Origin of the sequence: Vibrio sp. HENC-03 (assembly GCF_000305755.2) — a bacterium.
GTDB classification, from domain to species: Bacteria; Pseudomonadota; Gammaproteobacteria; order Enterobacterales; family Vibrionaceae; genus Vibrio; species Vibrio owensii.
In genome coordinates this window covers 144683-157627 of sequence record NZ_JH976079.1, presented here as the reverse complement: position 1 = coordinate 157627, position 12945 = coordinate 144683, and the positions used below count along the sequence as shown (strand labels likewise).

Annotated in this window: 6 protein-coding genes and 2 tRNA genes; 2 read left to right on the top strand and 6 right to left on the bottom strand. The window is 44.2% G+C overall.

Annotated features, from left to right (window positions below; translation table 11 throughout):
• Positions 1–160: 160 nt before the first annotated feature.
• Positions 161–247, bottom strand: a tRNA-Leu gene (locus VCHENC03_RS17740).
• A 603-nt stretch (positions 248–850) separates the two neighbouring features.
• On the opposite strand from VCHENC03_RS17740, the gene VCHENC03_RS17745 reads away from it, so the two are divergent.
• Both VCHENC03_RS17745 and VCHENC03_RS17750 read left to right on the top strand, forming a co-directional pair.
• Entirely contained in the window at positions 851–3214 is a 2364-nt protein-coding gene (locus VCHENC03_RS17745) for a DUF7507 domain-containing protein (RefSeq protein ID WP_009705333.1), read from the top strand.
• 83 nt (positions 3215–3297) lie between these two features.
• Positions 3298–4080: a DsbA family protein gene (locus VCHENC03_RS17750; RefSeq protein ID WP_009705332.1), complete on the top strand. Its 783-nt coding sequence runs from the start codon at positions 3298–3300 to the stop codon at positions 4078–4080.
• A gap of 81 nt (positions 4081–4161) precedes the next feature.
• On the opposite strand, the gene VCHENC03_RS17755 is transcribed toward VCHENC03_RS17750, so the two are convergent.
• From VCHENC03_RS17755 to viaA, 5 genes are all read right to left on the bottom strand, one after another.
• Positions 4162–6987, bottom strand: coding sequence for an NEW3 domain-containing protein (locus VCHENC03_RS17755; protein ID WP_032802410.1), 2826 nt, complete (start codon positions 6985–6987; stop codon positions 4162–4164).
• A gap of 913 nt (positions 6988–7900) precedes the next feature.
• Positions 7901–9607, bottom strand: coding sequence for a D-lactate dehydrogenase (dld, locus tag VCHENC03_RS17760; RefSeq protein ID WP_009705330.1), 1707 nt, complete (start codon positions 9605–9607; stop codon positions 7901–7903).
• Positions 9608–10054: 447 nt separating this feature from the next.
• Positions 10055–10957, bottom strand: a complete 903-nt coding sequence (locus tag VCHENC03_RS17765) for a LysR family transcriptional regulator (RefSeq protein ID WP_009705329.1) — start codon at positions 10955–10957, stop codon at positions 10055–10057.
• A 218-nt stretch (positions 10958–11175) separates the two neighbouring features.
• Positions 11176–11249, bottom strand: a tRNA-Cys gene (locus tag VCHENC03_RS17770).
• A 234-nt stretch (positions 11250–11483) separates the two neighbouring features.
• Positions 11484–12938, bottom strand: coding sequence for an ATPase RavA stimulator ViaA (viaA, locus tag VCHENC03_RS17775; RefSeq protein ID WP_009705328.1), 1455 nt, complete (start codon positions 12936–12938; stop codon positions 11484–11486).
• Positions 12939–12945 lie beyond the last annotated feature (7 nt).

Genomic DNA, 12945 nt, shown 5'->3' with positions numbered 1-12945 from the left:
GAGGTTCGAACTCGTGACCTCAACCTTGGCAAGGTTGCGCTCTACCAACTGAGCTAGTGTCGCATAATTTGAGATGGTGCCCCGAGCCGGAATTGATGCTCCGACACTCGGCCGGTCAACTCGACGGCGGGATATTAAATTCACCCACTCAATTTTCGGATGGTGCCCCGGGCCGGACTTGAACCGGCACAACGCGAACGTCGAGGGATTTTAAATCCCTTGTGTCTACCAATTCCACCACCAGGGCAACGCAATCAATGCGATGGTAACACCATCTGTTCTAACGACCTTCGCCGTGAGAACGAGGCGTACTTTAACGGATTAAGATTTTAGGTCAACAAAAATTCTTATATTTATCAATCAAGTGAACACTAAGTGCTCTTTTCGGATAAATCACCATCGTTCAGTCCAATAATTGTCCATGAATACTTAACTTGTTCCATCATCGAGCTAAGTCAACGAACCTGTTAACCAGTGTTCACTCATAGAACAACTGCCCCAAATTCGCTATCTATCAGATAAACATCAACTTTTATTCATCTCTTAAATAACTGTCTCAATGAAGTGAACACTGTGTACACCTCTTAACAGTTATTTTGGCTACAAGCTCATTAGTTAATAAACAAATTCAATAACTTAAGGTTTGGTTCATTTCTTGCTCTTAAGTGGGCAACCAATGGATAGTCTCTTAGGTGAATATTGCTAGCGTCACCTCGAAGACTTTTTTGGTCAAGGAATGAGGGTTCTTTACTTAAGTCGCTGATGAAGTGTCAGTTATGCCTTAGACACTATGGTGTGTTCAGCGTTCATGTAGCCCTCTTGTTCAAACTTTCGAATAAAAAGAAGGTCAATGATGGAACGATTAATACACAGCCGATTAAGCAAAGTGATGAGTGTTATCTTTGTTAGCTCGGCGGCATTGTATGGCGTAACGAGTCATTCGCCAGCTCAAGCAGAGGCATATAATCTCTCGCCAACGGAAAAACTCTGTATGGCGGATGCATATTTGTTAGAGCCAGGTAACTCGCTACCTCAAGATGCTTTAAACTGTACAGCTAATGACGTTGAAATCACTCGAGTGATTCCAACCGACCCAAACGCAGAATGTAACCTCGGGGAAACTTTTTCATTCCAAGCCGATGTAACTGTACGAACCAACGCTAACGAACGATACGACACCACTTTTTATCTTCCTTTAACTGAGGCCAGCCCTCAGGTCGTTCAGGGTAACTTTAGAAACTGTAGTATGATTTTGCCTGTCCCCGATGGCAGCAGTGAACCAGCAGATGCTCAGTTAGATGGCGATGCTTGTGGTGACATTACCAAAGCATTAGGGCCAGACGAGTACACGCTTTTAAACGAAACCATTACCATGCTTTGTACTGATGACGATGGCGATAACCGAGCTGACTTCACCTACTGTGCCGCTTGGGATAACCAGGAGCGTGATAACTGTACAACGGAAGAAGACCCATATGCTGGTCAGATCCCAAATACCAAATCTAAATGTAACTGTGACACCTTTAATATTGATGTGTTCATCAAACCATCACCACCAGATATCGTAAAATCTGAAGGTGCCCCTAGCTCTCACCCAGAAGCAGGCGGCGAGTTTACCTTTAATCTAAGTTTCACTAACCCTAACGCTCAAACATCGTTATTCATTAGCGCATTAACCGATGAAATCGACATCAACGGCGATGGCACTTATGACGTTAGCTTCGATCTTTGGGGAGCGACCTCAGGCCCTGCTATGGCTGACGGTGTTTATCTGACATCGACTAACTGTCCAGTCGGTACACCTCTGTATGAAGTGGCTCCGAGCGCAACCTACAGTTGTGAGTTCAAAGTCTTTGTCGTAGATAGTGACCTTCCGGATATACCAAACCCTGAACTCTATAAAGACGTTGTCAAAGTAACGTTACAAGACAAGAACGGCGATCCTGTTGTGAACGGCGATACTTGTCCCGTTGGGGTTGGCAACGCGGCACTTGGCGATCGTTGTAGTGTCGAACGACAAGTCCAGATTACCAATATCCCACCAGCGATTAGCGTTGTTAAGTCAGCGGATAAAAATGAAGTACTGGAACCAGGAGAAAATGTCACATTTACGTTCGAAGTGACTAACGACTCTGGCACATTTGATTCTCCTATCGAACTCGTGAGCTTAGTCGATACCATCTATGGAGATTTGAGCGCTATTGGGGCTGAGAGTGACTGTCTTGATAACCCAGTAACGATAGCATTTGGTGCAACATACAGCTGTACGCTAAGTGTCTATGTCGCTGGCGATGCTGGTGATAGTTTCACAAATACCGTCACAGCAACCGCGAGAGACAACGAGAATGACACAGCCAATGCTATGGATTCTCACACCATCATGGTTCTGGATGTTCCTTCTATGATTACGCTAGAAAAAACAGCCAATCCAACATCAGTGTTTGAGACGGGCGATAATCCAACCCTGTTCAGAGATGTTGATTACACCTTCTACTTCACGGTCAAAGACACAATAGATGACGTCTCAACATCCGACACTGTGGTCTTCTCTAGCCTGAATGACGACCGTTTCGGAACACTCACTGACGACTGTATGGTAGACATGAAAAATGGCGGCGCTATCACGCCAACCGGGTTAAACGGGTTTGAGTTAGACCCAGGCGAAACAGCAAGCTGTACCATCACATTACAAGTCCAAGGTAATGCCGGTGATAGCCACGTTAACGTTGCCACTATTAATGGTACTGACGAGGACGGCCTAGGTGTAAGCGCGATGGATGATGCAACAGTAACGTTTGATCCACTTGCTCCAGATACGGATATTGCATTCGCACTGAGTGGTTTGGTTATTATTCAACTTACCAACGCGTCTGAAGTAGACAATGTCAAGTTAACTGGTTTGACTCTGCGTGGCGTTGATATTATCGATGGTAATGGCAATGCCAACTTTACCATCTTTAATACTCAAGGCGGCACCCACAGTGGTATGACATATCCACCTTGTAACATCGGACAAGAGCTCGGTTACAGCGGTTCAGGCAACAACGTTTACACCTGTGCGTTTACCGTAGAACTTCGACCTGGCCTGGAAAATACCGATCCTATTACCTTCCAAGCGCAAGGTGTACTAGACGGTATTGTAGCAACGGTTGAAGACGATGATGGTGATGCGTTAACCAACTTCGTATCTATCGAAGTCAACACTGTCGAGTAACCAACACAGAGAACTTCACGTTCTTAACATTAAAGGGGCAGCGTCATTGCCCCTTTTCTCAATCCATACAAGGGGATATCACTATGTTGAAGTATGGAAAAAGCATTTACGTTATGCTGCTGTCGGTTGCGCTGGTCATTGGTTGTCAACCAGCCAATGATGAGAAAGTTGAATCCGAATTAGCCGCATTAAGACAAGAAGTAAAAGACTTAAAAGCGCAGGTTGAAAGCATTAACTCAGACATTGAGTTAGCTAAAGAAAATGCAGCCAAAGCGGCCAAACCAAAATTCAGGACTTTGCCCGATCAAAAAGACTTTGATGGCAATGGAACCATTCCGTCTATGGGCGCTGACAACGCGACAATCGCGATCATCGAGTTTTCTGACTACCAATGCCCTTACTGCAAACGCTTCACCGACAATACATTCGCAAAGATCAAAGAAAACTATGTCGACTCAGGAAAGGTTAAGTACTTAACAAGAGACTTTCCACTTGGATTCCATCCACAAGCTAAAGGTGCCGCAATTGCTGCCAATTGTAGCTTTAAGCAAGGCGAGTATTGGCCAATGCGACACGCTTTGTTTTCAAATATGCGTAACTTAAATACCGCTTTGTACCAAAAAACTGCAAGTGACTTAAAACTGGATATCGACAAGTTCTCTGCGTGTCTTGAAGATCCTCAAATGGCAAAAAATGTAGAAAACGACATTGCCCTTGCATCCACTCTTGGTATTCGGGGGACGCCAAGTTTTGTTGTCGGACGTATTGAAGATGGCCAATTAGTAGGCGCGCAACTGGTTGTTGGTGCGCAAGATTATCACGTATTCTCCGCGCTGTTTGACGATCTTCTTAAAGTGCCTAAATAGCCGTTTCACTTAGCGCTAATATAAACCAAAAGAGGCAATAACTTTCGCTATTGCCTCCTCTATCGCGCAGCTCAACAAACTCTATTTACTGTTTCCTTTTCCTTTATTACCACCGCCCCCACTTGTGCTGCTTAACTGGATGGAAACCAGTGCGGTCGCTGTATTTTGACCATCAGATATGGTGTAGCTAAAGCTATCGCTCCCTTTAAAATTCTTCGCCGGTGAATACACTAAGCGCCCAGAACTGTTTAAACTGACTGATCCCTTAGAGCCTTGAGTAAAGCCAACGACTTGCAGTTTATCTCCATCAGGATCACTGTCATTTGCAAGCGCATCAATCTCGGTCACCTCTTTTGCCGTCAACGCGACTGAATCATCATTAGCGACGGGAGATAAGTTTGCGATCGCTAGGATGCGATATTCGACAACGCCATTAGCCACGCCTTCACCGCTCTCCGTTGATAACGCATGAACTTGAATCGAATACTCACCCTCGGTTGCATTCTCTGCAGAAGTAACCATCACCTCAACATTCACCTTCTGTCCGGACTCAAGCGATAGCTGGCGAGTCGAGCTACTCCACCCACTTGGTACATCCGCAGAGATTGTGTACGACACAGAGTCGCATTCAGGACCATTCTGGCTCGTCAACGTCGCGGAATACACCAAGGTGTCACCGGCATTCCCCTCTTGAATCAAAGAAGAAAACGTCAACAACGGAGGGCTTAGCTCACAAGTAGGCGTCACTTCAGCCACTTTGTACACACTGCTCGCTCGCGCATTATAACTTGCGTCTAGCGTGTTGGTTGCTATCGCGTCAATGCTGTAACTTCCTGCTTCGGCCGAAACGTCAGAAGTAACACTCAAATTAATAGATGTCGTTTCACCCGAAGCAAGTGAAGCAACGCTACTAGTCGTAACCCACCCTTCAGGCACATTCGCTCTGATTTGAAAATTCGCTGACTCACACGCTTGGTTATCATTATTGGTAATCGTTGCGGTGTAGTTAGCTATTGCTCCCGGTTCGAACTCCGCCGCTGAGTTTGCAACGAGCGTTAACGTTGGATTAGCCATCTCACATGTCTGAACGCTTGGTTCAATTTGATAAACAGCAGGAATACTGGTGGCCAATGCTAAATCAGTGCTGTTTTCCGCCTTCAGCAGAATGTCGTAACTGCCTTCTTGTGCTGAATCACTCGACGTTACACTAATTTCTACCGATTTAGTCTCACCAGAAGCCAGTGTCAAAGACTCATGCGTCGATGACCAACCAGATGGCACATTTGTGCTCACATTAAATGACGTTGACGAGCAAGCATTCGTATCGTTGTTCGTCACGTTCAACTTATAAGAGGCTGAAGAACCAGCAACGCCGCTCACCGCTTGACTGGAAGCAAGAGCAATTGAAGGGCTTGCTTGCACACACTGTTCATTATCAAAGGTCACATGTACGCTGGCTGCATTGGCATTTGCCCATTCTGTCGTAATGGTAATACCTGCTTGAACATTAGTATATGTTTGGCCGACAAGCAGAGCGGATTCTTCAAGATCTCTCAGACCACTATTTGGAATCATATCTAACATCAAGTTACTTTGTGGGTCATCTTCTGTCGCTAAGTGGAAAATTACCCCATCCGTAATGCCCGATTTGCCTTCAACAAAGCTATCAAACCCAATTGCTTGGCGATACTCAAGGTAATACCACAATGGTTTACCCGTTACTTCATCTGTGCCACGTCTAATTTTCAATCCTTTGGCACCACCACTACGCGGTGTTTCAACAGGTTCAAGTAAATAGCTGCCATCAGCCTCAACAGAAACAACGTTTCCTGAGTCTGTACTAATCCAGCCTAAGAACTCCTTGCTAAAGGCATTAAAATGACCAGTAATGCCTGACATACCCATGATATCAAGCGCATCACCATATTCTGCCGATGCACATCGATCACCAATAATGTCAGAACCACAATCGAGATCTTTGGCGTGATGTAAACCAAAGTTGTGTCCAAGTTCATGCCCTACAGTGCGCAGAGTTAAAGAGCCATTCACATAAGCTTTTGATGGATTGCCACCAACGGTTCCTTTGCCTGTCCAACCGCATGTAGAGTTTTCAGGAAACACATAAACAATCCGAGCATAATTACCAAAGTTAATGCCATTGTCTCGGGCAACATCTTCAGCGGTAGTGTGAATTTTCCAAGTGTCGCACGTAGCATTCATTGGCAAGGTATAGTAACCAGCGACATCGCCCGTTAACCATACTTGGTTATCAGAGTTTTCTTTATAAAAGTCATTAACTTGGCCGAACACAAGCTCTCGCGTTTCTTCGACTGACCACGGTGTCTGCGTGTTATCCAGAAAGTTCAATAGCATCACCAAAGTACGCTGTTCACCAAATGAATTCGCGGTCACTTGTGTCGAATCAGTTCCGGCTGTAGAAATCGTGTTACTACCATCGGCCAAAACCAATAAATTAGATGGCTCCTCGTTCAATGCTAATACATCTAATTTCTTACCCGTTTGCTTGATGCTGAGGCCGTTAGCGCGTACTTTGACGCCATCCTTTAAGCGCTTCGCGTACGCATGAAGGGGAAATTTGATTTCGGTACGTGCGTTACCAGAATTCAAGATATAACGAAGGCGACTGGAGTGCGTTTTTTCGTCATCTTCATAAAACACTTCCAAAGCGCCTTCTAACTGCTGCTCTTGCTCAACAAAGCCTTGAAGTTCTGATGGAATAAGCTTGCGCTGCTTGTTGTTAAAAGCGACTTTTGTTGCAAGGTCTGAGTCGATGTCAGCCAATTGTGCAATGGTTTCCTGTCTCGACTTGAGCAACATTAATGCTTCTGAAAAATAACGTAATTTAGCTTCGCCATCATTATTCTTGTAATTATCAATTGCGACCAATAGGTCTGAGTTCTTCTGCTGTATTTTTCGTTTTAGATTTTTCTTATCAGCAAACAATTTCTCTTTTGATTCATGTACATCAGAATGTATGTGGTGGTGATGTTGATGAGTACTTTGGTTCGTTACATCATTTATATATGCAGCCAAGGTGTTTGACGAAAATATAACGAGGGATATAACAGCAAGTTTTAGAACGATTCTATTATTTAAATTGACACCATTAACTGGTAAGTAATTATTAAAATTAAACATAATTATATTTTAGATTTATATCTTATTATGGATAGAAAACAACAACGTCTTGTGACTTATGATTCAAGTCAAAACGGGTTACTGATTTGCTTGCATCTTTACTACAGAGGGTCTTCCGACCAAGCACGACATTGCTAAAATCAATGGGCAATAAAAGCCTCACCTATTTTTACAGAATGTAAATCAGCTAAGGGTGACGCACATTACTATAACTTCACATGGCGTATCTAAGCACATATAAAGAAATAGAACGTAATAGTTATTAAATTTAAAGCGTAAGTGACCCAAGGTTATGTTGAGTTATATTTAACCTTAACTTTAATTTTGGAGGACGCTGTAAGTAACCAATGCAACGATGCGGATATAAAATCCTTATAATTATTAATTCAATTTCATAATTATTACTTCCTTTAAATATTTAGCGAAGGAAATATTACCAAACAGAACGATTAAAAACCAAACAATTCATAACTCAAACTGATAGTTTTTAAAATGCATTTTTAAATCATAATGATAGAAAGCCACACAATACTGAATTATTAATTCGAAAGGCTGGATTCCATGTGATCTACCTCTAAACAGTCATCTCTGGTGGATTGTAAAGGAACAAATAAAAAGAGCCGCGTATGTCAGCGGCTCTTAGAATCAAAACTCTTACCTTCTAAGCACAGCAGTTACAGTTGCGCTTGTAGCGATCCATTTTACCTATGCCTGGGTTAAAGGTGTTGGTTGGATCAAGTTGATGGTAGAACTTTTGCAGCGAGTTTTCCGCTTCGTACAGATGCCCTACGTTGTGTTCTGCTGGGTATTTAGCGCCGCGACTGTTCAGGTGTTCCAACATTAGCTTCTTCATCAGCTTGGTGTCGGTGCCCTTTTTGAAAACATAGTCTTGGTGGAAAACATAGCACATAAAGTGTCCATAATAGAGAGACTTAACAAGGTTCTTAGTTACTTCCTCAGGTAATGTTTCTAACCACTCTTCATCGTTACGTCGTAACGCAATATCAAGAGCCACAATGTCTTCTACTTCCTTGCGGTGAATGGTTTCGTAACGAATTGCTGCACCTGCTGCTGCAAAACGGTGTAGATACGCTTTCTTGCCCTCTTCTGGTGTACATTCAAAGAAGTCACTATCGTGCTCAGCCGCCCACACCTCTTTTAGGTATTTCTGCGCTTCGGCAATGCCGCCGTCACTCATTTTAAGTACAAGATGGTGCTCGTACTTATCACGGTATTCCAACATGCGCTTAGGAAGATGCTGCGGGAATAACTTGCTCGCATAGTAGAGAATAGTATCTGGCAGGTATTTGCTGACCAACGGAACACGCTCTAAAAAGTTTTCAACCTTAGCTTTAAGCGAGAACATCTTAGGCAGATTGTCTGTGCCTAATAAATCGATAGAAAGGAAAACGTCTTTACCGTACTTTTCTGCCATGTTGAAAATATCACGGTGAAGGTACTCACCCATTTCTGGTAAGTTTTCGAATTGAGTAAGGAAGTCTTTTCTCAGCTTGGTCAATTTATCTGGATCATTAGTACCTAGGTAGAACACTTGCTCTTTCTCAGGGATTGGATAGCTATCGACTCGAACAGCGAACACGCCAAGCTTACCTGCACAACCGCTCGCCTCGTACAGGCGGCGTTCGTCGGCATTAAAGCGCGATGGGATATCAGAAGTCACATCACGAACACGTTCGTCGTATTCTTTATCCGACGCCATACGTTCATCATGAATCACTTTGTCTGGGTCGAAGTTACCATCCTGAATGTTCTGTAAGATCTCTTCAGGCGTCGAGCCTAATCCTTCAATACCAAGGTGGTTAACAAGATTGAGCTTACCGTCTTTGTCCACCTGAGCGAATATGGCTAACTCTGTATAAGCAGGGCCACGTTTAACCAAAGCGCCACCAGAGTTGTTTGCAATACCGCCCACGACGGTTGCGCCAAGAGAGGAAGATCCAATCACTGAGTGCGGCGCACGATTAACCGCTCGCAGCTCTTTTTCCAGCGAATGCAGACTTGCTCCCGGAAGACAAACCGCTTGCTTACCGCCGTCTAACAGATAGATTTGCTTCATCTTGGTGATATTGATCACCACCACATCGCGGTCATAATCACTACCACTTGGCGCTGAGCCCTCGGTCAGGCCCGTCTTAGCCGCCTGCATGATAATGATGCAATTATTGTCGACACACTGTTGAATGACCTTCCACTGCTCTAACAGAGTGTTAGGAAAAACCACCGCCAATGCCGTGCCGCTTCCTGAGCGAAAACCGCTACGGTAATACTTGGTTTTGATTTGATCGGTAAGGACATTTTCTTCCCCGACAATGGTGACAAACGCGTCGATGAGCTGCTTCTGTTTCATATCCGTATCTCTAGTTATTATGCCCAGCCAATATAAGTAGTCCGAATCTGAACGTCCATGCCACCAAAGTCCGATAACAACGCCCAGATAAAGTTAACTACATTAATTACCCATATATTCAATCACTTAAACTTCTCAGAACTATAAAATCAACAAAGAAACTTATCGTTTCCAAAAAGAAACAATAGCAAAGTACATTGTTAACAAATGTGCACGATATCGAAGAAAAAGAAAGTCAAAAGGGTCAATAAGGCCTTATATACCCGACCTCGACTAAGTATTCAGTCAAAACAAAACCACAACATGTGAACACCATGACGTTATAGCAGCGTTATATGGCTGTGACATTGCCGGTTAATGAAGAAAATCGATAGATTGGAGAGTTTAAAATTTAGAGCGAATTCCTTCCATCAAAGAAGAATCATTCCTTTGAGAAAAGTTGAGCCACTAGAATTGATGGCTACGACGTTGAAAGCACTGATACAGATGCTCGATAAAGATCTTAATCTTTTCTGGTTGCTGGCGGGTGTATGGGTACACGGCATAAATACCCAAGCACTTAGCCGTTTCGTCTTTAAACAACTGAATCAGCTTCCCTTGCTGCAAGTCTTCATAAACCAGTACCCGAGGCACATAAATGATACCTTGCCCCAGCAAAGCGACGTTACGTAACGCAGATGAGTTATTGGTACATAGATTCCCATCCACCTTAACCTGATACACCTCATCATCACGCTTGAAAGCCCACTCACGAGCCCCTGTCTCTTGATAGGCGTAAACCAAGCAGTTGTGCTTAGTGAGATCGTCCGGCGTTTTTGGTTTGCCATGTTTGGCGACGTACTTAGGCGATGCACACACAATCCAGTTTGCATCAACCAGCTTACGCGCAATCAAGCTTGAGTCAGGCAAAACCCCAGTACGAATGGCAAGGTCAAAACCTTCGTTGACGATGTCGGCGAATCGATTGTCCAGCTCCATATCAATGTTGATATCTGGATAAGCTTGGTTGAATTCAGAAATAACGGTAGGAAGGATAAGTTCACCAGAGATGGTCGGAACGGTAATCTTGATATTGCCGGATAGGCTCTTACCTAAACCAACAATGGATTCTTCTGCAGTTGCGACGGCTTGGTAAACGCTGCGAGCATGTTCGAAGAAGGAGTGCCCTGCTTCTGTCAGTTTAAGCGTGCGTGTGGTTCGATAAAGCAGTTGAACACCTATCTCCTGCTCTAATTTGGCAATGCGCTTACTGACGACTGACTTCGTGAGTTCCATTTGTCTTGCAGCGGCGCTGAATGAACCTTGCTCAACCAAATGATAGAAAATAATGTAGTCGTCGGTATTTCTCATGTGTCTTCACTGCTTCCTTGTTGAAGAACATATTGTAAAGGGCTTTAAAGCTAAATGCTGGCTGAGAAGTCACACTTGAGAAGCGCATTTATCTGTATGCAAACACCCAGCGAGTGCTTGTTCAGCTTGCCAAGCATCAGATACAAAAAAACCAGCTTTCGCTGGTCTATTGGTGATGCTTTCGCATCTGGATATCGCCATTGCCATACCCAAAAATATGGAGGCGCCTCCCGGAGTCGAACCGAGGTCCACGGATTTGCAATCCGCTGCATAGCCACTCTGCCAAGGCGCCAAATTGTTTACGCTTAAAGGCTCTGCCCCGTTGCGTTGGTTGCTACTTTACGGATTCAGGAAATATAGTCAAACAAAAATCCAAAATTTCTGTTTGTTTGCTTTGTTTTAAACCAATCCGATGTTAATTCGACCTACACCGTCCAGATTTACTCACTTTGGTTAAGACAAATCAAAACAGATAGACAAAAGAAAAGCGGCAATCGGTGCCGCTTTTGTATCTCTATTCACGCGATTAACCGTTGGCAACGCGTTTAAACAAGCGTCCTACTACGTTTGGATGGTAAGACCAAGTGTGGTCAAACATCGACATTAACGCTGGGTTGCCGTACTTCGACAAGCTAATGGCATGGAAGCGGTTCTTCTTCGCTTTTAGCGCATCGACTTTTGCAAGCAATTCATCTTGCTGTTTTGGCGCAATGAAGTCTGAAATAACAACCATGTCGGCGTTCTTGTATTTGTCGCTGTTCATCAAATCGATGGATTTAATCAACGTTGGCTCCAAATCTGTACCACCATGGAAGCTGTAAGTTAAAAAGTCGGCAGCTTCACGTAAGCCATCCTGACGCGTTAACTCGTAAGTAATGTGCTCAGTGGAGAAGATAATCACATAACAGTCACGTTGTTCAGCCAGAGCGATTTGCATCAGTGCATAAGCCATGGCTTTGGCACATTGCTCTGGGAAGCCACTCATCGAGCCTGACGCATCAACACAAACGATAAAAGGCCCTTTTTCAACGTCGACCGCTTTATGATCGGGTTTGTGCGCTTTCACTTTGCGTAGTGTGCGAGACTTACCTTGCGTGCGGTAGTTCATCAAACGTTTATCAACCAAATGCTTGTAGAACACGACTTCCAGCTCTGGGTACGCCAAAAACATGGTTTCGTTAGGTAGCAGTTTGTTGAGATCGTCACTTTCATGAATACCGACGATATCGTCTGTCGCTTCGTCACTCTTTTCCTCAACCATTTGCAGCTCTTCTGCTGGTGCGCGGTTGAGGTCAGGATCATTCACTTGTCCCGCCATGCGACCAAGCTGTTCTGCAATTTCTTGTAAGCCTTTGTGCTTTTTAAGGAACTCTGCGTGGCGCTTCATCACGGTTAAGTCGGTTTTACTCAACTTAGCTGACGCCATATCCCATAATCGCCCGACGCTTTCTTCGTCACCGGACTCCGTCACTTTATCCATGTTACGCATGGTTTCCATACGTTGATAAAGATCGTTGAGGACTTTTTCTTTGTTCTCTTCAAGCTCGGAAACTTGCGCTTGTTTGATCGCTTCTCCAAGGCTTTGATACCACTGGTCACAGAAGTAATGAGGGAACATTGGGTTATTCACCCCCTTGTTCTTCTCCATCATGCGACGCGCTTGCATGTAAAACGCTGAGTGCCATTCAAGCTTCTTGATCACATCATCAATGCGTTCAAAGAACTCGTTCTCATCCCAATAAATGACTTCTTGGTAGAGTGCGAGCTCCTGTTGAAAACGTTCTGTCTCACAGACTTTTGTCATGCGCTTTTTCACGTTGCCACGCCATTTAAGCAGATGGTTTTTCACGGAGGATTTCATGCCTCGGTTTTCTGCCATCATCATGACTTGTGAACGCGCCATTAAATCGTTAACCGCACTATCAATGATGCCTGAATCCGCCACCATGAGCGCTAAGTTGAGTCCGTCTGCACCTAACATGTCGTCT

Coding starts and splice junctions, on each gene's coding strand:
- dld (WP_009705330.1), bottom strand. CDS start 9,607: ATGAAACAGAAGCAGCTCATCGACGCGTTTGTCACCATTGTCGGGGAA.
- VCHENC03_RS17745 (WP_009705333.1), top strand. CDS start 851: ATGATGGAACGATTAATACACAGCCGATTAAGCAAAGTGATGAGTGTT.
- VCHENC03_RS17765 (WP_009705329.1), bottom strand. CDS start 10,957: ATGAGAAATACCGACGACTACATTATTTTCTATCATTTGGTTGAGCAA.
- VCHENC03_RS17750 (WP_009705332.1), top strand. CDS start 3,298: ATGTTGAAGTATGGAAAAAGCATTTACGTTATGCTGCTGTCGGTTGCG.
- viaA (WP_009705328.1), bottom strand. CDS start 12,938: ATGTTAGGTGCAGACGGACTCAACTTAGCGCTCATGGTGGCGGATTCA.